The organism is Aureimonas ureilytica (assembly GCF_001475935.1).
GTDB classification, from domain to species: Bacteria; Pseudomonadota; Alphaproteobacteria; order Rhizobiales; family Rhizobiaceae; genus Aureimonas; species Aureimonas ureilytica_A.
Genome location: NZ_LDQA01000076.1, coordinates 1 through 24,171, shown reverse-complemented (window position 1 = coordinate 24,171; position 24,171 = coordinate 1). Strand labels below are relative to the sequence as shown.

Annotated in this window: 24 protein-coding genes and 1 pseudogene; 12 read left to right on the top strand and 13 right to left on the bottom strand. The window is 63.1% G+C overall.

From position 1 onward, the window contains the following. The first annotated feature begins 385 nt into the window (after positions 1 to 385). Positions 386 to 1,477, top strand: coding sequence for a GGDEF domain-containing protein (locus NS365_RS21745; RefSeq protein WP_244498531.1), 1,092 nt, complete (start codon positions 386 to 388; stop codon positions 1,475 to 1,477). 3 nt (positions 1,478 to 1,480) lie between these two features. On the opposite strand, the gene NS365_RS21740 is transcribed toward NS365_RS21745, so the two are convergent. Continuing rightward, complete coding sequence (locus NS365_RS21740; RefSeq protein WP_058602388.1) at positions 1,481 to 3,553, bottom strand: NAD(+) synthase; 2,073 nt, start codon at positions 3,551 to 3,553, stop codon at positions 1,481 to 1,483. 187 nt (positions 3,554 to 3,740) lie between these two features. Here NS365_RS21740 and NS365_RS21735 point away from each other — a divergent pair, with 187 nt between their 5' ends. Both NS365_RS21735 and NS365_RS21730 read left to right on the top strand, forming a co-directional pair. Continuing rightward, positions 3,741 to 4,355, top strand: a complete 615-nt coding sequence (locus tag NS365_RS21735; RefSeq protein ID WP_058602387.1) for a cysteine hydrolase family protein — start codon at positions 3,741 to 3,743, stop codon at positions 4,353 to 4,355. 231 nt (positions 4,356 to 4,586) lie between these two features. Next, positions 4,587 to 5,813: a flavin monoamine oxidase family protein gene (locus tag NS365_RS21730; RefSeq protein WP_082684776.1), complete on the top strand. Its 1,227-nt coding sequence runs from the start codon at positions 4,587 to 4,589 to the stop codon at positions 5,811 to 5,813. Positions 5,814 to 5,849: 36 nt separating this feature from the next. Here the strand turns inward: NS365_RS21730 and nagA are convergent, their stop codons facing one another. Continuing rightward, positions 5,850 to 6,989, bottom strand: coding sequence for an N-acetylglucosamine-6-phosphate deacetylase (gene nagA / locus NS365_RS21725; protein ID WP_058602386.1), 1,140 nt, complete (start codon positions 6,987 to 6,989; stop codon positions 5,850 to 5,852). 197 nt (positions 6,990 to 7,186) lie between these two features. Here nagA and NS365_RS21720 point away from each other — a divergent pair, with 197 nt between their 5' ends. Continuing rightward, positions 7,187 to 7,960: an NAD kinase gene (locus NS365_RS21720; protein WP_058602394.1), complete on the top strand. Its 774-nt coding sequence runs from the start codon at positions 7,187 to 7,189 to the stop codon at positions 7,958 to 7,960. An 18-nt stretch (positions 7,961 to 7,978) separates the two neighbouring features. Here NS365_RS21720 and NS365_RS21715 read toward each other — a convergent pair whose 3' ends face one another. The 3 genes from NS365_RS21715 to NS365_RS21705 all read right to left on the bottom strand — a co-directional run bounded on the left by NS365_RS21715 (position 7,979) and on the right by NS365_RS21705 (position 10,421). After that, positions 7,979 to 9,115 carry a DUF2336 domain-containing protein gene (locus NS365_RS21715; protein ID WP_058602385.1) on the bottom strand — a complete coding sequence of 379 codons (1,137 nt, stop codon included), beginning with the start codon at positions 9,113 to 9,115 and terminating at the stop codon, positions 7,979 to 7,981. Between the two features lie 86 nt (positions 9,116 to 9,201). After that, positions 9,202 to 9,837, bottom strand: a complete 636-nt coding sequence (locus tag NS365_RS21710; RefSeq protein WP_058602384.1) for a flavin reductase family protein — start codon at positions 9,835 to 9,837, stop codon at positions 9,202 to 9,204. Next, complete coding sequence (locus tag NS365_RS21705; RefSeq protein WP_058602383.1) at positions 9,837 to 10,421, bottom strand: nitroreductase family protein; 585 nt, start codon at positions 10,419 to 10,421, stop codon at positions 9,837 to 9,839. Before NS365_RS21705 ends, NS365_RS21710 begins: the two co-directional genes overlap by 1 nt. A 155-nt stretch (positions 10,422 to 10,576) precedes the next feature. Between NS365_RS21705 and NS365_RS21700 the strand changes: the two genes are divergently transcribed. Next, the gene (locus tag NS365_RS21700; protein ID WP_153003891.1) at positions 10,577 to 11,686 is read left to right on the top strand and encodes a hypothetical protein; all 1,110 of its coding nucleotides are present in this window, start codon (positions 10,577 to 10,579) and stop codon (positions 11,684 to 11,686) included. 49 nt (positions 11,687 to 11,735) lie between these two features. On the opposite strand, the gene thrS is transcribed toward NS365_RS21700, so the two are convergent. The 3 genes and pseudogenes from thrS to NS365_RS21685 form a co-directional block, all read right to left on the bottom strand. After that, a complete protein-coding gene (thrS, locus tag NS365_RS21695) occupies positions 11,736 to 13,697 on the bottom strand; it encodes a threonine--tRNA ligase (protein ID WP_058602381.1) in 1,962 nt (653 codons plus the stop codon). A 156-nt stretch (positions 13,698 to 13,853) separates the two neighbouring features. Then, positions 13,854 to 14,108: pseudogene (gene yidD / locus NS365_RS21690) on the bottom strand (membrane protein insertion efficiency factor YidD); the annotation flags it as partial. Next, complete coding sequence (locus tag NS365_RS21685) at positions 14,105 to 14,551, bottom strand: iron-sulfur cluster assembly scaffold protein (protein WP_058602393.1); 447 nt, start codon at positions 14,549 to 14,551, stop codon at positions 14,105 to 14,107. The pseudogene yidD and the gene NS365_RS21685, both read right to left, overlap by 4 nt. 225 nt (positions 14,552 to 14,776) lie before the next feature. Here NS365_RS21685 and folE point away from each other — a divergent pair, with 225 nt between their 5' ends. The 3 genes from folE (at position 14,777) to NS365_RS21670 (ending at position 16,910) form a co-directional block, all read left to right on the top strand. Continuing rightward, positions 14,777 to 15,400 carry a GTP cyclohydrolase I FolE gene (gene folE, locus NS365_RS21680; RefSeq protein ID WP_058602379.1) on the top strand — a complete coding sequence of 208 codons (624 nt, stop codon included), beginning with the start codon at positions 14,777 to 14,779 and terminating at the stop codon, positions 15,398 to 15,400. Next, complete coding sequence (hisI, locus tag NS365_RS21675) at positions 15,397 to 15,834, top strand: phosphoribosyl-AMP cyclohydrolase (RefSeq protein ID WP_058602378.1); 438 nt, start codon at positions 15,397 to 15,399, stop codon at positions 15,832 to 15,834. The genes folE and hisI overlap by 4 nt, the downstream gene beginning before the upstream one ends. Positions 15,835 to 15,923: 89 nt before the next feature. After that, on the top strand, positions 15,924 to 16,910 hold the full coding sequence (locus NS365_RS21670) for a patatin-like phospholipase family protein (RefSeq protein WP_058602377.1): 987 nt from the start codon (positions 15,924 to 15,926) through the stop codon (positions 16,908 to 16,910). 7 nt (positions 16,911 to 16,917) lie between these two features. Here the strand turns inward: NS365_RS21670 and NS365_RS21665 are convergent, their stop codons facing one another. Both NS365_RS21665 and NS365_RS21660 read right to left on the bottom strand, forming a co-directional pair. Beyond that, the gene (locus tag NS365_RS21665) at positions 16,918 to 17,352 is read right to left on the bottom strand and encodes a CBS domain-containing protein (RefSeq protein ID WP_058602392.1); all 435 of its coding nucleotides are present in this window, start codon (positions 17,350 to 17,352) and stop codon (positions 16,918 to 16,920) included. A gap of 76 nt (positions 17,353 to 17,428) precedes the next feature. Beyond that, positions 17,429 to 18,181: a rhomboid family intramembrane serine protease gene (locus NS365_RS21660; protein WP_058602376.1), complete on the bottom strand. Its 753-nt coding sequence runs from the start codon at positions 18,179 to 18,181 to the stop codon at positions 17,429 to 17,431. 165 nt (positions 18,182 to 18,346) lie between these two features. On the opposite strand from NS365_RS21660, the gene NS365_RS21655 reads away from it, so the two are divergent. Next, positions 18,347 to 18,952 (top strand): PilZ domain-containing protein, encoded by a 606-nt coding sequence (locus tag NS365_RS21655; RefSeq protein WP_058602375.1) that lies wholly within the window; start codon positions 18,347 to 18,349, stop codon positions 18,950 to 18,952. A 451-nt stretch (positions 18,953 to 19,403) separates the two neighbouring features. Next, positions 19,404 to 20,000, top strand: coding sequence for a transglutaminase-like cysteine peptidase (locus tag NS365_RS21650; protein WP_244498530.1), 597 nt, complete (start codon positions 19,404 to 19,406; stop codon positions 19,998 to 20,000). 47 nt (positions 20,001 to 20,047) lie between these two features. Here the strand turns inward: NS365_RS21650 and NS365_RS21645 are convergent, their stop codons facing one another. The 3 genes from NS365_RS21645 to NS365_RS21635 all read right to left on the bottom strand — a co-directional run bounded on the left by NS365_RS21645 (position 20,048) and on the right by NS365_RS21635 (position 22,072). Continuing rightward, the gene (locus NS365_RS21645; protein WP_058602374.1) at positions 20,048 to 20,257 is read right to left on the bottom strand and encodes a DUF3126 family protein; all 210 of its coding nucleotides are present in this window, start codon (positions 20,255 to 20,257) and stop codon (positions 20,048 to 20,050) included. 98 nt (positions 20,258 to 20,355) lie between these two features. Beyond that, positions 20,356 to 21,177, bottom strand: a complete 822-nt coding sequence (gene cysE, locus NS365_RS21640) for a serine O-acetyltransferase (RefSeq protein ID WP_058602373.1) — start codon at positions 21,175 to 21,177, stop codon at positions 20,356 to 20,358. Between the two features lie 121 nt (positions 21,178 to 21,298). Then, positions 21,299 to 22,072 carry an alpha/beta fold hydrolase gene (locus tag NS365_RS21635; RefSeq protein ID WP_058602372.1) on the bottom strand — a complete coding sequence of 258 codons (774 nt, stop codon included), beginning with the start codon at positions 22,070 to 22,072 and terminating at the stop codon, positions 21,299 to 21,301. 129 nt (positions 22,073 to 22,201) lie between these two features. Between NS365_RS21635 and NS365_RS21630 the strand changes: the two genes are divergently transcribed. Together NS365_RS21630 and NS365_RS21620 are read left to right on the top strand one after the other, a co-directional pair. Continuing rightward, positions 22,202 to 22,447, top strand: a complete 246-nt coding sequence (locus tag NS365_RS21630; protein WP_058602390.1) for a zinc-finger domain-containing protein — start codon at positions 22,202 to 22,204, stop codon at positions 22,445 to 22,447. Between the two features lie 12 nt (positions 22,448 to 22,459). Beyond that, positions 22,460 to 23,611, top strand: coding sequence for an FAD-dependent monooxygenase (locus NS365_RS21620; RefSeq protein ID WP_082684774.1), 1,152 nt, complete (start codon positions 22,460 to 22,462; stop codon positions 23,609 to 23,611). Positions 23,612 to 24,171: the final 560 nt, after the last annotated feature.

The window sequence follows — 24,171 nt, the reverse complement described above, 5'->3', positions numbered from 1 at the left end:
TCTAGTGGTAACTGGAAATCAGCTGAGTTACCAACGCCATCGTCCGGAACAGTCGCTGTGTTATAAACGACAGGCACTCCGTCGGGTGCTCAGCATGGCAACTAGGCTTTAGCTGTTTGTCCAAAAAATCATCACAGAAGTCTCGCTGTGATTTTTTATAGCTGAGGCCACCTGCGAGGTCCAAAACAGGGTGGATCGTCGGCAGCGTAGGATGTGTAAAGAGACAGTTCATTCCCTGCACGAGCGGCGCCTGTGTATCGGTGCTGGTCGTTCGTACGTCGTCGTAGCCTTTGGTTAAGGACGTTACGCGTTTTCGTCTATGCCCAAAGGAACGTTAGCGAAGGAGACTTTAGGCTAGCCTCTCCTGCATGGGCGGCACTCGGTGATGGACCTGTCGATTCCAACCCTACAGTTCACCGACTTCGTCGTCTTCGCGATCTCGGCCGTCGTGTTTTTCGTCTGCTGGCTGCTGCAGCCGATGAAGCGCCATTTTCTGTTGTTCAGCGCAAGCTTCGCGCTTTGTGCGGGACTGTCCGTCTGGTTCGTCGATTTCGGCTACTATGGAAGCGTCTGGTCGACCGTTGGCTGGGTGCTGGCGAGCTCGTTGTTCTGGAGCGGATTTCGAGTTTTCGATGGTCGCAGTCCAGTCACTCTCGCGATGGTGCTTTTTGGCCTTCTGCCGGCCGGGGCCCATCTGACGGCCGCGGCGGTGGGGTTGGCGGGGGATCAGGTCAACATGGCGAGCACGCTCGCCTATGCGATGCACGAGGCGGCCGTCGCCCGCTATGTCTATACGGCCGGTGTGCCGCGCTCGCCGACCCGAAAGCTGGCCGCCTTCGCGCTTCTCATGATCGCAGTGGCGATCTGTCTTCCGCTGTTGCCGATCCCCGCGGAGCAGGCTCCTCAAATGGTCATCGTGATCTTTATCGTGGATCATATCACCACGATCCTTCTGACCACCCTCATCCTCGCCCTCGAAGCCGAACGAGCCTATCTGGCGATGGAGCATCAGGCGCGCACCGATCCCTTGACCAAGGTGCTCAATCGCGAGGGCTTGTCGCAGGCCTTGAAAGGACATTGCGGACATGCCGGGTTCATTCTCGCCGATCTCGATCACTTCAAATCGATCAATGATCGATTCGGCCACGCGGCTGGTGACGAGGTTCTGCGCGAGTTCGCCGAACGGGCGGCCGCACTCATGCCCGAGGGCGGTCATATCGCCCGCCTGGGTGGGGAAGAATTCGTGCTCGTCGTGACAGGCCGCGAGGTGCCGGCCACCGTCTGCCTGGCGGAAGCTCTCCGGCTTATTGTCCAGCGCCTGCCCATCCCTTGGAACGGAGGAGCGATCGGCGTCACGGTCAGCCTAGGCGTCGCTCTGTCGAACAGCCGATCCGAGCTTCTCACCGTGCTGGAGCGTGCCGACGGCGCGCTCTACGCCGCCAAGCAAGCGGGGCGAAACCGGGTCCGCGTCGCCTGACCGTCAGGCCTTGGGAACGCGTTCCAAATCTCGCAGCCACGCCGCCGCGCTGCCGTCGGATGGCGCGCGCCAGTCGCCACGCGGCGACAGGCTGCCCCCTGCCGAGACCTTGGGTCCGTTCGGCATGGCCGTTCGCTTGAACTGGCTGGTCTGGAAGAAGCGGATCAGGAACCGCTCCAGCCAGTGGCGGATGATATCCAGCTCGTAGGCGTTCTTTTTGGCCTCCGGGAAATGGACGGGCCAGGCACCGGTCTGACGATCATGCCAAGTGTGATAGGCCATGAAGGCGACCTTCGCGGGCGGCTGGCCGTAGCGCATCGTATGAAACAGGAAGAAATCGTTGAGCTCGTAAGGCCCGATCTTCGATTCCGTGCTCTGCAGGGCTCCGGTCGCATCGGCCGGAACGAGCTCGGGCGAAATCTCCGTGTCGAGAATCGCATCGAGAACACGGCCCGTCTCCGCATCGAACTGGCCCGAGGAAACGGTCCAGCGAATGAGATATTGGATCAGCGTCTTCGGGATGCCGGCATTGACGCCGTAATGGCTCATCTGATCACCGACGCCATAGGTGCACCAGCCGAGAGCCAGTTCCGACAGATCGCCGGTGCCGATAACGAAGCCGTTGCGCTGGTTGGCGAGGCGGAACAGGTAGTCCGTGCGAAGCCCCGCCTGCACATTCTCGAACGTGATGTCATAGACCGGTTCGCCCTGCGAGAAGGCGTGGCCCATGTCGGCCAGCATCTGGCGCGCGGCGGGCCGAATATCGATCTCGGCCGCCTCGATCCCCAGAGCCTTCATGAGAGCCCATGCATTGCCCTTGGTCGTGTCACCCGTCGCGAAGCCTGGCATGGTGAAGCCGAGAATCGTGGTCCGTGGCAAAGAAAGCACGTCGCAGGCCTTGGCCGCGACGATCAAGGCATGGGTGGAGTCGAGACCGCCGGAGACGCCGATCACCATTCGGTCTCCCGGCGTCGATTCGAACCGCTTGATGAGCGCATGAACCTGGATGTTGAAGGCCTCGTAGCAGTCTTGGTCCAGCCGCGCAGGGGCGTCGGGCACGTAGGGAAAGCGCCGGATGTGGCGCTCGAGACCCTTGTCGGCATAATCCGGCTGCAGGAGGAATTCGACGCGGCGGAATGTCCGTTCGGGGTTGCCGGCGCGCACGGCCGCATCGTTGAAGGTCGGCATGCGCATCCGCTCCAGCCGCAGACGCTGCAAATCGACATCGGCGACCGTCAATTGCGGCTCGCGGGAAAAGCGCTCGGACTCGGCGAGACAATCGCCCAACTCGTAGATCATCGCCTGCCCGTCCCAGGACAGATCGTTGCTGCTTTCCCCGCCGCCGGCCGCCGAATACATATAGGCCGCCATGCATCGCATCGCTTGGGCAGACGTCAGGATATGCCGGTCGGCCGACTTGCCGACCACGATGTTCGAGGCCGAAAGATTGCAAAGGAGCAGCGCGCCCGCCAGTGCCCCTTCGATCGAAGGGGGTGCGGGAGCCCAGAAGTCTTCGCAGACCTCCATATGGAAGATGAAATCCTTGAAATCGGCTGCGGCAAAGAGAAGGTCGGTGCCGAAGGGGACCGTCTGCCCGGCCACGTCGATCTCGGCTCCGGTGATCCCGCTGCCGGAGGCGAACCATCGCTTTTCGTAATACTCGCGGTAGTTCGGCAGGAAGACCTTCGGAACGACGCCGAGGATCACGCCGCGCAGGATCGCAATCGCGCAATTGTAAAGCCGCCCGTTGCGGCGCAGCGGCGCACCGATCAGCAGAACGGGCGAGAGATCGGCCGAAGCGCGCAGGATGGAGCCGATCGCCTGCTCGACATCGTCCAGAAGCGCATCCTGCAAGTGCAGGTCATCGATCGCGTAGGCCGAAACGCTGAGTTCGGGGAAGACGATCAGATCGACGCCGCGCTCCGTGGCCCGGCGCGCCTCGGTGACAATCGACTCGCCGTTTCGCTGGGGGTCGCCCACATGGGCCTTGGGCGTCGAAACAGCGACGCGGACGAACCCGTGCTCGTGAAGAGAGAAGAACCGAGCGGAACGATCCTGTTGCTCGTCGATGATCATCGGGTCTCTGCCTCATCTGATATGTCGCTCGATCCGTGAGGTGGATGACATCTTGCCAGAATCAACGCGGATCGTTTGCTTCATCCTATCTCAGAGCCTGCGATTTTGCCGTGCGTCTATCGATCTTTCCGGAGGAGCCGGGAACGACAAGCCGCCCTTCCCCGTCCTGCAGCGGAAAGGAACGCCCATGACCTGCCAGGACAGCGAGCTACGCTTCGGCCCGATCGGACCGAACGCGCTTCATATTTGCGTCGATCTGCAACGTCTCTTCGCGGAAGACACGGATTGGAAAACTCCCTGGATGACGCGCGTTCTGCCACGAGTGGAACGCATAGCAACCGTACACGCCGAGCGGACGATCTTCACGCGGTTCATACCTGCCCGCCGCGCCGGAGAAGGACACGGCACATGGCGACGCTATTACGAACGCTGGGAATCGATGACGCTCGAGCGGCTGGGCGACGAGATGGCGGATCTCGTTCCATCACTCTCCTTTCTCGCGCCGCCGGCCGCGATCTTCGATAAGACGGTCTATTCTCCTTGGGTGGATCCCCGGTTTGACGAGATGATGCAGGCTCGTCACGCCGACACGTTGGTCATTACAGGTGGGGAAACCGATGTCTGTGTGCTCGGGACAGTTCTAGGCGCTGTGGATCGCGGCTATCGGGTGATCGTCGTCATGGACGCGCTCTGCTCTTCCAGCGACGCGGCGCATGATGCCCAGATGGCGGTCTATCAGGGACGCTACGGACAGCAGGTCGAAACGCTAACCACGGACGATCTCTTGCGGCACTGGGCTTGACGCGCGGCGAGAGTGCTCCATCTCGGCGCCATAGCGGGTCGCGTACAATTTGGTGAAGTGCCTTCATCGGGTTGCAATCTTCCGCAGCTATAGATGCATCAAGCGTTCGGCACGGGCGGCTTTCGGCGTCCCACCCGCCTCTCGTCGCACCGAGCCGAATGCTTGCTTTCCAAGGCCGTATGGGTCGAGCTATCAGCCAGCGTCCTCCTTGTCCCGAAAGCCATTTCGTCCATGAACCATTGCGATGTAGCCATTGTGGGCGCGGGCGCAGCTGGGCTCGGCGCCGCCACTCGCCTTGCGGCCGCCGGGCGTTCGGTCGTTCTTTTGGAAGCGCGAGACCGATTGGGCGGTCGGGCTCACACGGTTCTGTCCCGAGATGGAGCGCCGATCGATCTCGGTTGTGAATGGCTCCATTCCGCCGATCGGAATCCCCTGGTTCCCCTGTTCGAAAGCAAGGGACTGGAGGTGAATCGAACCCGCCCGCGCTGGGATGAGCAGGAGGGAAACCGTGGCTTCACCAAGACGGAACAGGCCGAGTTCGCGGCGGCCTTCGATGCGTTCGACGACCGGCTGGAAGCCGCTTCGAAGAATGCGACGGACGGCCCCGCCTCTGCCTATCTCGAACCCGGCTGCCGCTGGAACGGACTGATCGACGCCATTAGCAGCTATTACAATGGCACCGAGTTCGAGCGAGTCTCGGCGTTCGACTACGGGCGCTATGTCGATACGGGCGAAAACTGGCGTTTGCCGGGCGGCTACGGCGCGGCGCTCGTGTCCTTGGCGAAGGGCCTGTCATACCGACTGAATGTCCGCGTTCTGGCAATCGAAGATCGCCTCGGCGGCTCAGTGCTTCGAACCAGCGCGGGCGATCTCGAAGTGCGGCATGTCGTCGTGACGCTGCCGACCGCCATCCTCGCGCAGGGCGAGCTGAAGCTCCCCTCTCGTTATGCCGCCAAGATCGAGGCGGCCGCTGGCCTGCCGCTGGGGCTCGCCAACAAGGCTTTCCTCAAGCTCGGCAACCCTGAGCCCTTCTCCGAGGAAGGGCATCTGTTCGGCCGGATCGATAGGGCGGCGACAGGCAGCTACAATCTACGCCCCTTCGGCCGTCCGCTGATCGAAGCCTTCTTTGGCGGCCGGCACGCTGCGGCGTTGGAAACTGAGGGACCGGGCGCCATGACGGCCTTCGCTCTTGAAGAACTGCGCGGCCTTTACGGCAGCGACATCGTCAAAACCATCACCCCGGATTGCGAGACTCATTGGGGACAGGAAACGTTTTCACGCGGGTCCTATTCCCATGCCCTGCCCGGCCATGCGGAGGCGCGACGCATCCTCGCCGAGCGACTGGACGATCGCATCGCCTGGGCGGGAGAAGCCACGCATGAAAGCGCCTTCTCCACGGCGCACGGTGCATGGGAAACCGGCCTTCGGGCGGCCGAGGAAATTCTCTCGCTCGGCTAACGTCAGCCGCCCCGTTCCGCCGGCCGAGGGGCGCCGCTACTCGCGGCCCGCGATCCAGACGCGCCCGAGCGAGAGGTCTGGCCGCAGCCAGACGAAATCGGCGCTCATGCCGGGACGCAGAAAACCTCGGCTGTCCGATATGCCAAGGAAGCGAGCCGGATTGGCGGTCGCCATTCGTAACGCTTCTTCCCTGGCGATACCGGTCGTATCCACGAGATAGCGCACGGCATCATGCAGGGAGATGTCGCAGCCTGCCAGCGTGCCATCGTCCAGCGTCAGACGCCCGCCTTCGCGCGTCGCTCGGCGTCCACCCAGATCGAACACATTGCCGGCGCTGCCGACGGTCGGCATCGCGTCGGAAATGGCGATCATGCGATTCTCGCCCTTCTTGGCGCGAAGGGCGAGATCGACCATGGCGGGATGGACATGGTGGCCATCGGCGATGATGCTGGCCCAGACATCGGGCGAATCCAGCGCCGCGCCCACCACGCCGGGCGCACGATGGCCGAGCTGGCTCATGGCGTTGAAGAGATGCGTGACGCAGCTGGCACCCGCCGCGATGGCGGCTTGAACGTCGTCGTAGCTCCCGTCGCAATGGCCGATCGAAACGCGGATGCCGGCCTGCACGAGTTTGGCGATCTGGTCCGGCCGCACGGATTCCGTCGCAACCGTGATCAGGAACGGTCTGACATCCACCGCGCAGAGTTTAGCGACATCCTCGTCCGACATGGCGCGCACGCACGCGGCGTCATGCGCGCCCTTGCGCTTCAGCGCGATGAACGGTCCCTCCACATGGATGCCGCCGCAGCCCGGTACGCCCTCGCTCATAGCCTTGCGAACGGCCTCGATCGCCGCGAACGTGACCTCTTCGCGATCCGTGATAATGGTTGGCAAAAGGTAGGTCGTGCCGAACGTTCGATGGGCGGCGCAGATCGCGCGCACGCCATCAACTGTCGGCTGGTCGTTCAGGAGCACGCCGCCACCGCCATTCACTTGAATATCCACGAAGCCGGGCGCGATGACGCCGCCATCGCCATATTCCACGGTGACGTCGGGGTCGGTGACCGGCTCTTCCTGCAACGCCTCGATCAAACCGTCCCGCACGATCAGCGCGGCGTTTCGAAGCGTGCGAACGCCGTCGAAGATATCGATACCGGAAATCGCGAATCGGGACATGACACGGAGCCTCGAAGTCTGGGGTCTAACCTCAGGCATAACAGCCAGATGCCGCCCATGATACCGACGCATCCCGTCGTGCTTTCGGGTTGGGGGAAGAAACGCGTGGGAATGGCTTGCGTCCTGCGGGATAGGAATTAGGTTCGCAGCCATGCTCAAAGGGGTGGGCACCCACCAACCTCGGATATTGGATGCCCATGCGACAGACGAGCCGACCCGTGGCCCTGCTGGCGAGCGAAAGCGCGGAGGCGCAGGACGCTCTCCAGCGTCTGCAAAGTCTTTACGAGACCGTCGATCCTGAATTGGCCGAAGTTGTGGTGGCGCTGGGCGGCGACGGCTTCATGCTCCACGTGCTTCACCGCTTCATGGACACGGGCAAGCCGATCTACGGCATGAACAAGGGAACGATTGGGTTCCTCATGAACGAGTATCGGGAGGAGGATCTCGCCGAGCGCTTGGACCAAGCCGTTCAGAGCGAGATTCGCCCCCTTCAGATGACGGCGATCGACGAAGTGGGAATGCGCCATACCGCGCTTGCGATCAACGAAGTCGCGCTGTTCCGCCAATCCTACCAAGCGGCGCGGCTGAAAATTTCGATCGACGGGCGCACGCGGCTGGAGGAACTGGTCTGCGACGGCGTACTCGTGGCGACCCCCACCGGCTCCACAGCGTATAACCTCTCCGCTCAGGGGCCGATCATTCCCATCGAAGCGCCTCTCCTGGCGTTGACGCCTGTCAGCGCCTTCCGCCCGCGTCGCTGGCGCGGCGCGCTGCTGGCCAACAGGCAGGTGGTCGACATCGAAGTGCTGGAGTCGGAGAAGCGACCGGTCAACGCGGTCGCGGATCATCGCGAGGTGAAGTCGGTTCAGCGGATCGAGATTCGCGAGGTTCGGGATCTCAGCAGTTTGATTCTCTTCGACCCAGAACATTCCTGGGACGAGCGTATCCTGGCCGAACAGTTCCGCTACTGACGGGCCGTCCGAAACGCATCAAGCGGCGAGATGACGTTCGAGGCGATGGCGCATCGCGGAGCGCTGCGTCTCGCTCGACAGAATTTCCAGGAGATCGAGAAGAGCTGCCTCTGCGGCGGTGCCTTCATGCCTTTGCCGACCGACCAGCCGCTGAATGACGGATGCCGCGACATCGGCCGCGTCGATCTCATCCTGGCCGGACGCATCCTTCCAGACTCGAATGGCGGCAAGAAGCAGCGGGACGACGGCGGGCGGAAACCCGGCCGATCGCACCAGAGCGGCGAAGGCGGGCTCGCGCGCTTCCGCGATGATGGCGCGAACGCGGCGCTCCGAATGGCCAGTCAGTAGCGAGAGCGCTGCGGCGAAAAGATCGATCCGGCCCGAGCACACGGCTTTCAGGAGAACGGCCACCGTCAGGGCGCCCTGCGCGCGCAAGTGTTGAGAAAACTCCACCACATCTTCCGGGGCGACCTCTTCGATCACGGCGGAGATCGCCCGATCCTGAACTTCCATCCTCAGCCGCTCGGTCCGTTCTGCTCCGAGCAGCCCGGTGACGAGATTGGACTGAGTCAGGCTGTCCGACAAAGACTGGAGAAGACCATGGCGGACATCGGCGGGAAGATCGCCGCGCTCCAGGAGGAACTCGCGAATACGCCCGTCCCCGCCGAAGCGCTGCGCCGCGATTCGCAGCGTGTCAGCGGACGGAGCGGCCTGACGGTTGCAGATCATTTCGCGTGCCGCATCGGCATCGTCGCCATGGGCGAGCGCCCGGCAGGCCTCGTCCGGCAGTCCAGCCCGACGCGCCAAAGCAAGCCGGGCAGCGCGACTGCCCGTCCGCGCGAGGCTCGCCAGATCCGCCCCCGTCAGCAGCGGAGACTGCCCGATGACGGGGGTTGCCACATCGTCCACATCTTTGACCAGCGACAGAACCAACTGCCGGGGAACCCGCTCGGATGCGGCGACATGCACTGCCATCGTTCGGCGGACGCGCGGCGAGATATCGTCCAGCGCAAATAAGAGGGCCGCTTCCGCCTCCCGCGTTTCCTTGGGTAGGAACTTCTGTTCCGTAACGGCATCGGCCAACAAGGCTACGCCAGCGCAGCGCTCCGCTGTGCTGGCGGTCTCACACCATTTGACGAAGTGATGAGCGAGCATTCGAACTGGCCTCGGAAACAGGGCATAGGCCCTATTTCTGCACCCAAATTCTTTAACAAATCTTCACCACGTTTAAGAACCTGTTGCTAAGGATGGCGCGGAGCTTGGTCGCTCGCGTCCGGGCGCTTGGGCCGCGTCATGGCGAAGACCTCTCGCGTCACGGCGTAGTCGAGATAACCGAGCCGTGTGAGCGGTTCGGCGAGATCCATCGCCAGCATCCCATCTCGCAGGATTCGCTCGTCGATATGAATGCCGACGACCTGCCCGATCACCATGACGGCAGAAGGCGACGGGCCATCGAGCCCGAGCGGGCGGAACGACTGGGTGACCTTGCATTCCAGCGCGGCCGGGGACTGGGCAACGCGCGGTGCCGATACGAGCCGGCAGGGTGCTTCCGTCAGCCCGGAGATCTCGAACTCGCTCGATCCCCGTGGAGCCGGCGCGGAGGATCGATTCATCGCCTCGGCTAGTGGCAAGGTCGCGAGGTTGACGACGAACTCGCCGCTCTCGATGGCGAAGCTCGCGGTGTCTTTCAGACCCGACGAGCAGAACATGACGAGCTTGGGATCGTCCGCGATCGCGTTGAAGAAGCTATAGGGCGCGAGATTGACCGAACCGTCCTTGGCTCGCGTTGAAATCCAGCCGATCGGCCGGGGCGCGACGATGGCCTTGAACGGATCATGCGGCAGACCATGGTCGTTGTGGGCGGTCTCGTAGAACATCAGGCTGAGGCCGGAAGCGAGGCTTCGGACACGACGGTCGACAGATCCGGGCGCGGACGATCGCTCGGCTTCTCCGTCGGCGTGCCGATGTAGACGAATCCGACGACCTTTTCGTCGGGCGCAATTCCCATCAAGGCTTTGGCCTCGTCGTCATAGGCCACCCATTCGGTGATCCAGTTGGCGCCATATCCACGGGCATGGGCGGCATGGATCAGGTTCATCGTCGCCGCACCGGCGGACAAGACCTGCTCCCACTCGGGAATCTTGAAATGCGGCTTGGCGGTGGAGACCACACCGACCACGAGCGGCGCGCGCGTGAAGCGATTCTCCTCGAAGGTCCGCCGTCCCTCGCTCAAAGCCTGCCCTTCGCGACGTTCGGCCAAGTTGGCCAGAGCTTTGCCCATGGCGTTCGCCGTGTCGCCGCGAAACAGGATAAAGCGCCAGGGCGCAAGCTTGCCATGGTCGGGCACGCGCGTCGCTTCGGTGAGGATGTCGGTCAGTTCCGCGCCGTCTGGTGCGGGGGCCGTCAGGGCGGGAATCGGGACGGAGCGTCGGGTCGCAAGAAGGGTTTTGGCTTCGATCACGGAACTATCCTCTCTCGTGCTGGCACAGAGCTAGGCGAAAGCGTGCATTTTGCAAATCGCCTCCTTCGATGAGGGGAACGGTCGCCTTTTCGCCTTGAAATGGGCTATGCCTTCTCGCTCAACAGATGAGCGATCATACAAAAGGGAGACCGAACATGCGCCCAGGTTTCGGGACCGCGTCTTTCGCCCTCTCCATCCTGTTTCTACAGCCAGCCCTTGCGCAGCAGGCGCCTCCCGGCGGCGGTGGGCACGAACCCGAAGGGCCTGGCGCATACGCTTCTCCCTCCGCCATCCCCAAGGACCCCGCCGCTGTCGATCTCGGCATTCCGACATCGCGCGGCTTGAAGAAGCTGGAGCCGATCGCCCTGCCCCAACCCCCGCCCAGTCTGCAGGGGTCGGACCTCAAGCTGCCGGCGATACCCGCCTTTGCGCCGCAACCGCAGCCCAGCCTCAATATCACCAGACCGCCCAACGCGCTGACCTTGCACGCGACCCTTGGCAAAGACGGCCCGTCGATCCCGTCCGATCTCGTCTGGCGCCTGTTCTCGCCCGATCCCGCTGCTGATGGAAAGCTGCCGGTGATTGCGGTGGCCAAGGGCGGTGAAGCGGTCTTCGACGTTCCGCCCGGACCCTACATTCTGCATGTCGGATTCGGGCGAGCGGGCGTCACCAAGCGCATCGACTTCAGTGGGCGTGAAACGCGCGAGACGGTCGCGATCGACGCGGGCGGACTGCGCCTGTCGGCCAAAGCCTCGGCGGACGCGGTGCTGACCAAGGACAAGGTTCACTTCGATATCTTCAGCGAGGCGACCGACGAGCACGATCGCCGGCTCGTCGCATCCGAAGTCGAGCCGGGTGTCGTCATCAGGTTGAACTCCGGGAACTACCATGTCGTGTCGCGCTATGGCGACGTGAATGCCGTGTCCCGCGCCGAGGTGCGGGTCGAGTCCGGGCGCATCACGGATGCGGTCATGACCCAGCGCGCCGCGCAACTGACCATGAAGCTCGTGCGCGAACATGGCGGCGAAGCTCTGGCCGACACGGCTTGGTCGATCACCAGCATGCAGGGTGATTTAATCAGCGAAAGCGTCGGTGCTTTTCCGTCCATGGTTCTGGCGGAAGGCGATTATGTGATCGTCGCGCGCAACAAGGACCGACTGTTCCAACGTCAGTTCGCCGTCAAAAGCGGCGTAGACTCAGACGTCGAGGTGCTGACGAGCGATCTGGTCGATCCCAACAGCCCTGATATCGGCACCGGCGACTGATCCAGCGCTTTCGAAAAAAAAGGGCGGCTCCGAGAAGCCGCCCCTTATTTTATTCCGCTGCCGAGCGAAGGTCCGGCGCGACGGCTTCCGCTAGAAGAAGCGCCTTGGCCGCATCCAGGCTCATCGCTTCCTGATCGCGCGAGCCGAGCCGGCGCAGGTTGACCGAACGCTCCTCCGCCTCGCGCTTGCCGCAGACGAGGATGACCGGAACCTTGGCCAGCGAATGCTCGCGGACCTTGTAGTTGATCTTCTCGTTGCGAAGATCGCTCTCCACCCGCATCCCCGCGGCCCGCAGTTCGCGCACGACGCCAGCGGCATATTCATCCGCTTCGGATGTGATGGTCGCGACGACGACCTGCGTGGGCGCCATCCAGAGCGGGAAATGGCCGGCGAAATTCTCGATGAGAATGCCGAGGAACCGCTCCAGCGAACCGCAGATGGCGCGGTGAATCATGACCGGCGGGCGCTTGTCGGAGTTCGAGTCGATATAGAACGCACCGAACCGCTCCGGCAGGTTGAAGTCGACCTGCGTCGTGCCGCACTGCCATTCGCGGCCGATCGCGTCCTTCAACGTATACTCGAACTTCGGCCCGTAAAACGCGCCCTCACCTTCGTTGATGCCCGTCTTGATGCGGCCGCCCGACTGCGCCTCGATCGTCTTGAGCACGTCGCGCATGACCGCCTCGGCGCGGTCCCACATCTCATCCGTGCCAACGCGCTTCTCCGGCCGCGTCGAGAGCTTGACCATGATCTCTTCGAAGCCGAAGTCGCGATAGACCGAGAGGATCAGATCGTTGATCTTCAGGCACTCGGCTTCCATCTGCTCGTCGGTGCAGAAGATATGCGCGTCGTCCTGCGTGAAGCCACGAACGCGCATGAGACCATGCATCGCACCTGACGGCTCATAGCGATGAACGGTGCCGAATTCGGCATAGCGAATGGGGAGTTCGCGATAGGACTTCAAGCCATGCTTGAAGATCATGACGTGGCCCGGACAGTTCATGGGCTTGAGCGCGAAGACGCGCTTGTCCTCGGCTTCGTCGCCAGCGGACTGCACCTGAAACATGTTCTCGCGATACCAGCCCCAGTGGCCGGAGGTCTCCCAAAGCGACTTGTCGAGAACTTGGGGCGCATTCACCTCGGCATAATCGGCCCGCAAACGGCGACGCATATAGGCGATGAGGTCCTGGAATAGCGACCAGCCCTTGGGGTGCCAGAAGACGACGCCCGGCCCCTCCTCCTGAAAATGGAACAAGTCCATCTCGCGGCCGAGGCGGCGGTGATCGCGTTTCTCGGCCTCCTCCAGCATGGTGAGGTAGGCCTTCAACTCCTCGGGCGTGCGCCAGGCCGTGCCGTAGATGCGCGTCAGCATCGGGTTGTTCGAGTCGCCGCGCCAATACGCGCCGGCCACCTTCATCAGCTTGAAGGCTTCGCCGATCTGGCCCGTGGAGGCCATGTGCGGACCACGGCAAAGGTCGAACCACTCGCCCTGACGATAGATCTTGACGTCCTGATCCTCTGGGATCGCATCGACCAGTTGGACCTTGTACGTCTCGCCCTTCTCGCCGAACACGCGGCGTGCTTCCTCGCGGGACAAAACCTCGCGCGTGAACGACGCGTTGCGGCGGATGATCTCCAGCATCTTCTTTTCGATGACGGGCAGATCATCAGGCGTGAACGGGGTCTCCTTGGCGAAGTCGTAATAGAAGCCATTCTCGATGACGGGACCGATCGTGACCTGCGTGCCCGGCCAGAGTTCCTGCACGGCCTCGGCCATGACATGGGCCGCGTCGTGGCGGATCAGCTCGATCGCGCGCTCGTCCTCGCGCGTGACGATCTCGATCCGGCCCGCGCCGCCGAGCGGCTGCGAGAGATCGCGCACTTCGCCATCCAGCGCATAGGCGATGGCCTTCTTGGCGAGCGACTTCGAAATGCCGGCGGCGACAGCCGCGCCAGTCGTTTCGGGCTCGTAAGAACGCACGGAATTGTCGGGAAACGTGACGTCGATCATGAATATCCTTTCCGCTCACCCCCGCCTACCATGCGGGAAAGCCTGTCGATCGATGGCCGCAGCGCGTCTGTCTGCGAGGCTTTGGCTTCTAGGCGCGCGTAAGACCCTTCGCAAGCGCGAAGCCTTTCCTGAGCTTGCTAGAGAAAGAGCTCAATCCGGGACGGGGTCGTGTCCCGCGCAGCCGAACGGCCCGCAACGCGCCACGCGGCGCGCGGTCAACCATCCGCCGCGCCAAAGCCCGTGGCGCGCGATCGCCTCGTATCCATATTCCGAGCATGTCGGCACATGGCGGCAATGCCCGCCGACAAGCGGCGAGAAGACGATCTGATAGACACGAACGACCCCGACGCCAAGGAGCCGACCAGGCGTCTTGCGCCAAGGGCCGGTATAGTTGCGTCCCAGCCGCTTCACGCCGCCGCGCCGGCCCGGTCGGACTCGGCCATGTCGAGGGCGGCTTCCACGGCCTCGAAGGTCAGAAGCGTCGAGGCATGGCGCGCCTTGTGATCGCGCACGGGCTCCAGATACTTCAAATCCGCGAAGCGACCTCCGGGCGGCGCGCCGCCGGCCTTGAGCATCGCCTGCATGGCCCGGTGCACATCGCGCAATTCCTGCGGCGAAGCGCCGACGATATTGCGCGCCATGATGGCGGACGACGCCTGCCCCAGCGCGCAAGCGCGCACCTCATGCGCGAACTCGGCCACCACGCCGTCCTTCAGCTTGAGATCGACGATGACGGTCGAGCCGCAAAGCTTGGAATGCGCCTTTGCCGTGCCGTCGGGATCGTCCAACCGCCCGAGCCGAGAGATGTTGCCGGCGAATTCGAGGATCCGGGCATTGTAGAGATCGTCGATCATGATCGGCCTCGCGACAGACAGTTCACCGACGGTCCTCTTCAAACCGTCGATCGTCCCCGTCATATAGGGGTCGGACAAGATGACAGGAAGCGGCAGCGCCAGCAGAGAAACGTCTTTGCTTGACGCCATCGAAGCTTTCCAACATCAAGCGGTTCGATGTCGGTGGGGCTTGCGGTGCTTGTGCCGCGAGAAAAGCCGCGCCCGAAACCAGTTCGGGATGAAGTGATGGACGCGATCGTCAGAAAGACCAGTCAGACCATGCAGCCGGACGAGACGAACCGCCCTTCGCGGGAAGAAGCCGAAGCGGCGGTGGAAACTCTCCTGCGTTGGATCGGCGAAGACCCCTCACGCGAAGGCCTGCTCGACACGCCGAGGCGCGTCGTCAAAGCCTATGAGGAACTGTTCTCCGGCTATCGGCAGGAGCCCGCGTCGATCCTGAACCGCACATTCGATGAGGTGGCGGGTTATGACGACATGGTTCTCCTGAAGAACATCGACTTCACCTCGCATTGCGAGCACCACATGGTGCCGATCATCGGCAAGGCGCATGTCGCCTATCTGCCCAATGGCGGGCGCGTGGTCGGCCTTTCCAAGATACCACGCATCGTGGAAGTCTATGCTCGCCGCCTGCAGACGCAGGAAGCGCTGACCGAACAGATCGCCGGCATCATCGACGGCGCGCTCGGCGCGCGCGGTGTGGCCGTGATGCTTGAAGCGGAGCATATGTGCATGTCCATGCGCGGTATTCGCACCAAAGGCTCCACGACGATCACGACCTCTTTCTACGGGACCTTCCGGGACGACAAAAGCGAGCAGACCCGCTTCCTGACCATGGTCGGCGCGAAGTGAGCGACGCCGCCTCTTTTGCCACGGCAGCGACGAAGGCCGAATTGGAGGAAGGGGTGGAACTCCTGCCTCGTTTCGACGCATCGGGGCTCGTCACCGCTGTCGTCACCGATGCCGCTTCCGGAGAGCTCTTGATGGTCGCGCACATGAACGCGCAGGCCCTCGATCTCACCCTCTCGACCGGGATCGCGCATTATTTCAGCCGCTCGCGTCAGAGCCTCTGGAAAAAAGGTGAAACGTCGGGCGCGCTGCAAATGGTTCGCGAAGTCCGGGTCGATTGCGATCAGGACGCGGTTTGGCTGAAGGTCGATGTCGCCAAGCCGGAAGACACCTGCCACACCGGCCGCACGACCTGTTTCTATCGGAAGGTCGTTTCGTCAAACGGTCGTTTTCGCTTGCTAGACACGGAGCCACGCGCTGCAACGCAGCATAGTTAGCAGACCGTCAACCGTTCCGGTCAGCAAACTGGAAAGCGGTGGTCGCATAAGCTCGAACCAACGAGCCGAAACGGTGACGGGAGGCCCCCATGCTCGATCTGGTTTTCAGGCGGAGTGCTCCGGTCGGTGGCAGCATGGGCGGCGAGTCGGCCAAGAGTTCGCCGAAGCCGACCGCGCCCAAGCGCGGCGTTGCACTGGCCCTGGGCGGCGGCGCGGCGCGGGGCTGGGCGCATATCGGCGTCATCCGGGCCCTGACGGAAGCCGGAATCCCGATCAGCATGATTGCCGGCACATCGATCGGCGCGCTTGTCGGCGGCTGCTATCTCGCCGGTCATCTCGATGAATTGGAGCAGTTCGCCCTTTCGCTGACGCGGCGCGGCATGATGCGCTTCTTCGATATTCGCTGGGGCGGTGGCGGGTTGATCGGCGGCGCGCGGCTGCATCGTCGCCTGGCCGCCGAATTGGCGGATCTTCGGATCGAAGAGCTCACCCGGCCGCTCGTCTGCGTGGCGACGGAGGCGCGGAGCGGACACGAGGTCTGGCTGGATTCCGGCTCTCTGGTTCTGGCCATGCGCGCCTCCTACGCGCTGCCGGGCGTCTTCCCTCCGGTCGAATGCAATGGCCGACGCCTCTTGGACGGTGCGCTCGTGAACCCGGTGCCGGTCTCGGTTTGTCGGGCCTTGGAAGAGCCCTTGGTCGTCGCGGTCAATCTCCACTACGACCTGTTCGGGCGCGCGGCCGTGCTGCGCATGAGCGCGGAAAATGCCTCGCCGCAGCGCCCGGACGACGCGAGCCCTATCGATCCATCCCTTGCTCAATCGGCGCGCGGCGCGCGCGAGCCGGATCGGATCGGCATTGGCCGCTCGATGGTCGATGCCTTCAATATCATCCAGGACCGCATTTCGCGCTCGCGTCTGGCGGGAGACCCGCCCGACTACACCGTTCATCCGCGCGTCCGTGAAATCGGACTGTCCGAGTTCTTCCGGGCGCGCGAATGTATCGCCTTCGGCTATGAGGAAGCCATGCGGGGAATGCACGAGATCGAACGTCTCTGCCACTCCCTGCCGGGTCGTTGAGGACCGCTTATACGCCGGCGTGAATGTAGGTTTTCAGGTCTTCCGCTTCGCGCTCGGCGTCCTCGATCCGTCGCTTCACCACGTCGCCGATCGAGATGATACCGACGCATCGCCCGTCCCGGACCACTGGTAGGTGGCGAAACCGGCCGCGCGTCATCAGTCCCATTGCGTCATCGATCGTCGCCGCTTCGTCGATCGTCACGAGTTGGCGCGTCATCACGTCCCCGATGCTTTGCGACAACGCCTCGGCACCGTGCTCGGCCAGAAGGCGAACGATGTCTCGCTCCGAGATCAGACCCAGCAACCGATTGTCGGCATCGAGCGCAATCAACGCGCCGATCCGCCTCTCATGGAGATGTTCGATCACCTCCGCGAGGCTGTGCGAGGGATCGACCGTGGCGACATCGCGCCCCTTGGCTTCGAGAATGGTCTGCACTGTCATCTGGACCTCCCTTTCCATCGGACAGTGCATCCTGCGACGAGAGAGGCCTGCTGGCAACCTCGGCGCTCCAGCGCGTCTAGAAGCGCTCCTGCCAGATGTGCTGGCGACGATCGAATAGCGCGAACCCCAGGAAACCGAACAGGAAGCCGCCAACATGCGCTTCCCAGGCGATGGCCCCGGCCTCCCCGAAGATCGCTCCGCCCGCGGAGCCGAGCAGGAGATTGGTACCGAAGAAGATGAGGATAAAAAACAGAATGGTCCGGTCCGAAAGGCTCTGCCGAATCGACAGTCTCGGAGCATAGGCCACGTCGGAGGATTGCAGCCGACCCATCGATCCCAAGGCGAATCTCGCAGCGCCCCCCATCAGCGCGGAGACCACGCCGGATGCGCCGATCATCGGCTGGATCAGGGTCGGGTTCAGCGCATAAAACAGCGCCGCGCCGGCCATCGCGCCGAGGGCGGAGAAGATCAGGAAGCCGCCCGTTCCCAAACGCCGCGCGACGGGCGTTCCAAAGGCGAGCAGCCAGACGGCGTTGGTCGCAAAATGCGTCCAGTCGCCGTGAAGAAACGCATGGCTGAGCGGAGAGATCAGGCCGGCCCATGATTCGCGGAGCGCGCAGATCTGATCAAGATCGCTGTAGCAGCCGGGGATGAGGGCGAAGTTCACAAGCGTCCAGACATCGTTCTCGGGCGACAGCCAACTGGTTCGAAGCCAGTGAATTCCCGCGAAGATCGCGATCAGCGCCAGAACGATACCGGGCACGTTGACGGGCGATACGGAGCGAGGCGGGCGGCTCTCGCCAGACATGTGGGCAGGGTCGAGAGACACGCGGCACTCCTTGGATTGGCGGTTCTGTTCTACGTCGGGACGGCGCAAAGGCCAACGGACCGGCCTGATGGTACGGACGCCACGTCCATCCTTTCGCAACCGGAACTCTTAACCATTCTTCGATAGGGTTCGTTCAGCACAGCGATCAGATGGCAGCGAAACCTTATGCTGGACGTTCTCCCCGCAGTTCCGCTCGTGACGGAAGACCGACGGCACCACAACCGCGTGAAGGTGGATCTGCTGGGCCGGTTCATGCTGGAGAACCAGAACGAGTTTCCGTGCCGCGTGGACAATGTCAGCCCCGGCGGCATCGCTGTGATTTCGGCCGTCGAGCCTCGAACGTCCGAACGTGTGATCCTCTATGTCGATCACATCGGGCGGATCGAGGGAAATGTGGTGCGGCAGTTCCGCGGCGGCTTCGCCGTCCAGATTCACGCGACGGAACGCAAGCGTGAGAAACTCGCAGCGCAGCTGACGTGGCTCGCCAACCGGCATGAACTCGCCCTGCCCGAGGATCGCCGGCACGAGCGTATCCAGCCGCGCAACCCCATTATCGAGATGGTTCTGGACGACGGACGCCGCTATCAGGTCAAGATCATCGATCTTTCGCTCTCCGGCGCGGCTGTCGCCTGCGCCGTGCGGCCCGCCAATGGGTCGAAGCTCACGCTCGGCACCATGCCGGGACGGGTCGTGCGTCAGTTGGAAGACGGTCTCGCAATCGAGTTCAGTACGCTCCAGACGCCGGACACGCTCAACGAATCATTCCGCTGAACGAAGCACCTCGCGTCTGGATCGGGGCTGCCTGCCGAAAGCGGGCGAAGCTTCTGTGGATAACGCAATTTGGCTCAGGAGACCCGTTCCGAAGCCCGGAACGGGCCAGTGCGTCCGAAACATCGGTGCAGCGGCGGGCGGCGAAGGTCGCACCGCCTTCTCCCCGTTCAGAGACCTTAACGTCAGGCCGCCTGATATGTTAACGGCCGAGCCGCCGCGCCCTGTTTCGCCGCGCCTCAGGTGATCGATGACCTTCACCTTCGTAACCGAAAGAGTTGATGGCGAACAAAGTCTCAACGGCTATAAGGCCTCGTTGACACAAGTATCGAAGTGGTAATAGCGGCAAAAACCTGCCGTTCGACTTCGGACTTGCGTAAAATCCGGCAGTTCTCGTTCGAGAATTCGTCAACCTGGGCTGCGAAGGTCCTCCCAAGTCCTCGGGAGGTCTATCGTGCTCATCTCGACCAAATCGCTTCTGGCCCTCGCCGCTCTCATCGTCGGTCTCTTCGCGCCTCTCGTGGGCGCGGAAGCTGCGATGGCGACGCGCGGCCCGACCTCCCAGCCAGTGGGCCATTTCGACTTCTGCAAATCCTATCCGGCGGAATGCGGGCCCAATGCCGAGGTCGCCAGCGTTCGGATCACGGATCGGACCTGGGCCGCGATCATGGAGGTCAATTCATCGGTCAATATCGGCATCACCGCCAAGACCGATCAAGAAATCTATGGGGTTCCCGAGCACTGGGCCTATCCGACGACGGAAGGCGACTGCGAGGATTTTGCGCTGCTCAAGCAGTATATGCTGGAACGCGAGGGCTTTCCGCGCTCGGCTCTCCTGCTCACCGTCGTGCGCCAGAGCAATGGCGAAGGTCATGCGGTTTTGACCGTTCGCACCGATCGCGGCGACATGATCCTCGACAATCTCGACCAGCGCGTTCTGGATTGGACGCTGACCCCCTATCAGTATCTCAAGCGCCAGTCGGAGCGCGACTCGTCGAAATGGGTTTCGATCGACGACGGCCGCGAAATGCTGGTCGGCAGCGTTCGCTAGGGCCTGCGCTCAACAAAAGGCCGGCGAGAGCGCCGGCCTTTGTCGGTTCAGTCGAGATCGATGTCGAGGATCGTCATGGTGAAGTGATAGGAGAGTTCGCCCTCGTCCGTATCCTTCCCGATCGTCCCGACGAACTCGTCATCGAGATAGACCTCGGCCGTGTCGTTCCGCTTGGGCATCGGGCGCACCTTCAACTCGACACCCTTGAAGGTGCGCTTGAAGAAGGCTTCGAGCTTGCGGATTTCGTCGGGTTTCAAGTCCAGAACTCCTTGTCGGGACGGCCAAGGCAGGGATGGTAGCCAAGGCTTGGGGATATCAGGCCTCATGGGCCTTTGTCGGTCGCGAGGACGGAACCTCAATCTTCGCGGCTGAAATTCTGATCCATGGCGGACGCCGGCTCTGCGCAGCCGGAGGTGCCGATGATCTTGGCAGGAATGCCCGCAACCGTGGAGTTGGCCGGCACCTCCCTCAGGACCACCGAGCCGGAAGCGATCTTGGAGCAGGCGCCGACATGGATGTTGCCGAGAATCTTGGCGCCCGCGCCGATCAACACACCGGAGCCGATCTTGGGATGCCGGTCGCCGAACTCCTTGCCCGTCCCGCCCAGCGTCACGTCCTGAAGGATCGAAACATTGTCACCGATGACGGCCGTCATGCCGACCACGAGCCCGGTCGCATGATCCAGGAAGATGCCCTTTCCCATGCGCGCGGCCGGATGAATATCCGTCTGGAAAACGGATGAGGACTGGGACTGGAGATAGAGCGCGAAATCCGTCCGCCCGACCTGCCAAAGCCAATGCGCCAGACGATGCGTCTGGATGGCCTGGAAACCCTTGAAGAACAGGAGCGGCTCGATATAGCGCTCGCAGGCCGGATCGCGGTCGAACACGGCCTGAAGGTCGGTTCGCACTTCGTAGGACCATTCGGGATGGGCCGTCGCCATGTCGGCAAAGGCCTGCTCGATGTGAGACGCTGGCACATTGGGGTGATCCAGCCGCTGCGCTACGCGATGCGCCACGGCCGATTCCACCGAGCGTTGGTTAAGCACGGCCGCATAAAGGAAACCGCTCAGCGCGGGTTCGCGCTCGGCGGCACGCAAACTTTCCTCTCGCATACGCGTCCAGATCGGATCGACCGAATGAACACGATCCGCGAAGGAAGCGGGAATCACAGTCATCGTCCTGTCGCTTTCGTCTCATGTGCGTTTTGACGCCGGCTCACCAGAAGGTAAGCCTGCGCCCGACCGTTGCCAGCACCCTGCCTTAACTTAAAAACGCCGCCCGTTCCAACTCGCCCGCTCAGCGCTCGATCAGCGCCCGGTGCCCGTCGAGGAATTCCAGGACCTTGGCCTTGAAGAGGCGGTCGCCCACGGCCAGCATATGATCGCGGTTGGGGATGTCGAAGGCTTCGCCGTTCGGCAGGAGGTCCGCCAGGGCTTGAGCGGAGCCGGCAATATCGTCCTTCGTCCCGACGCCCACTAGGCTTGGCTGGAGAACGTGCGAGACGTCTTCTGCCGTGAGTTCCTTCCTTGATGTCTCGATACAGGCGGCCAGCGCCAATCGATCGCTTCGCGTGCGGTCGGCGAAAGCCCGGAACATACGTCCTCGCTCGTGCGAGACATCCTCCAGCGAGGGCGCGAGAAGCGCCTCGGCGATCGGGTCCCAATCCCCCACGCCCTCGACCAGACCGATCCCGAGGCCGCCGAAGATCAGGAGCGGAAAACGCTCGGCATAGCGAAGTGCCGCAAAGGCCGAGACGCGGGCGCCCATGGAATAGCCGAACAGGGCTGCGGTCCGAAGGTCGAGCCTGTCGGCGAGAGCCAGCACATCCGACGCCATGGCTTCGGGCGTATAGGCAGCGCCAGCTCTCGGCTTGTCACTCTCGCCATGGCCCCGATGGTCGAAGGCGATCGCGCGATAACCGGCGTCGGTCAGGGTCTTCACCCAGCCGGGATCGACCCAATTGACCTTGAGGCTGGAAGCGAAGCCATGAACGAGGACAATCGCCGGGGCTTCCGGGTCACCCTCATCGATATAATGAAGGCGAAAGCCGCCGTTCTCGAACTCAGCCATGACAGCCCTTCCAACTCGCGATGTTTCGACCCGTTATCGCGATCCGAGCCGCTCGACCACCCTGTTCTTTTAACGCTCGCGGGATTAAGGTCCGGCCGATTTCAGACCAAGGGTCGCATGGAGAGCCTCATGGCCGGTTATGGCACGCCTCACTTCCAGAACAGCGCCGGGCACGACGTGATCGAGATCGGCGTCGCTGAATTCATGTGCGTGGGTGCTCACCCGCCTTACGATCATCCGCATGTTTATCTGGACATGGGCGATGAAGGCGAGAAGGTGTGCCCCTATTGCTCGACCCTTTATCGCTACAATCCCGCGCTGAAGCGCGACGAAACGCTCCCAGCGGGCTGCGCCTATCACGACAAGGCCGCCTGACAGGCCTCGGCTTTGAAGGATACGGAGCTCGCGTCACGCCCACTCCTGATCGTCGGAGCGGGCGTGGCGGGTCTTGCCTGCGCCCTGGCTCTGGCCAAAGCGGGGTGTCGCAGCCTCGTCTGCGAACGCGCGCCCAGCCTCCAGCCGGTTGGCGCGGGGCTGCAACTGTCCGCTAACGCACTCAGTGTTCTCGATCAGCTCGGGCTCAAAGCCGCATTGGCGGAACGTGGGTTTTCGGCGAGCAGCGTCGCGCTGCGCGATGGCGCGAGTGACCGGCTTCTGGCTCTTGTTCCCGTCGAGTCGGGGCAGGACGGCTATATCGCCGTTCACCGTGCCGATCTGCAATCTGTCCTCTTGGACGCGGCGATGGCCGACCCCTCCGTGGAAGTCCGGCTGGGGCTCAGTTTTCAACGGGTAGAATCCCAGGCGAACGGACTGTCCGTCTGGTTTCTAGGCGCGGATGGTTCGCAGACCACAGTCGAAACCTCGCTGCTGATCGGTGCCGATGGCGTCCATTCGCCCGTCGCAGCCTTCGCGGGTTGCAAGCCGCCGGTCGATAGCAGACTCGTCGCTCATCGTTTTTCGATTGCAGATGCACCCGGTCCGGAGATCGAGGCGTGGCTGGCGCCTTCGTCTCACGCCGTGTCCTACCCCATGCGCAAGTCCGGCGAGCGCAACCTGGTCGTTGTCGAACCCGTCGGCGTTCCTCACGGCGCTCCCGACTCTCGGGATTGGAACCCGCGTCTGAGCGACTTCCTGACGCGTGGAGACTATCTCGGGGCTTGGCCGCTCTTGACGGTCGATGCGGACGATCGCCTTCGCTCGCGAGAGCGCATCGTTCTGATCGGCGACGCCGCCCATGCCATGTTCCCTTTCGCGGCGCAGGGTGCGGCCATGGCTCTGGAGGACGCCTGGGTCTTGGCATCCTGTCTCGCGACAAAAGCGACGATCCAAGAGGGGTTGGCCGCCTATGCCGCGACCCGTCTTCCGCGCATTCAGCGGGTGCTGAAGCGTGTCAGCTTCCACCGGCGGGTTTATCATCTCGGTTGGCCGCTCAGCTTGGCGCGTAACCTCGCAATGCGGGTGCGCCCGGAGGCCGCCATGCGGGCGGACCTATCCTGGCTTTATGATTGGCGTGCCGAACCGATCGCGCCGCCGCTCTGAGCTACACAAAGAAAGCCGAGGCTGTCTTTGTGGCCCGTTTAATGCCAGACCTTCCAGCAGCCTGTGTCCCGTTCACGCGTCTGTGGGCCTCCGCCGCACAGGCCCCGGCTTTCCCTCCGCCTCCCACGACCTAGCTCCTTTCACCTGTGTTTCGGTTTTCCGAACGCGCATCCGGTTTGCGATGGCGGCGCGGCGCTTTCGCGAGCTGGAAACCGCAAGGGACAGATGGAAAGGTCTTTTATGCCGAATTTCGAACGTGCAGGGCGTCTTCTGGCGATCACGGCGCTCGCAGCATCGACCGCACTGACGGGCCCTCTGGCTGCCCTTGCGCAGCAACCACCTCCGCCCGCCGAGGGGCAGGCTCCACCGGACGCTGCACCGCCGGGGGAACCCGCTCCTGATTCTGCACCTCCGCCGCCGCCTGCCGCAGAACCCGCCGAGCCGCCCGCTCGCGAGCGACCGGCACCGCCCGAGCGACCAGCGCCGCCGAAGCCTGACGCATCGCCGGAGCCGGAAGCGCCCGCCCGCGACACGCCAACCCCGCCCGCCACGCCCAACGC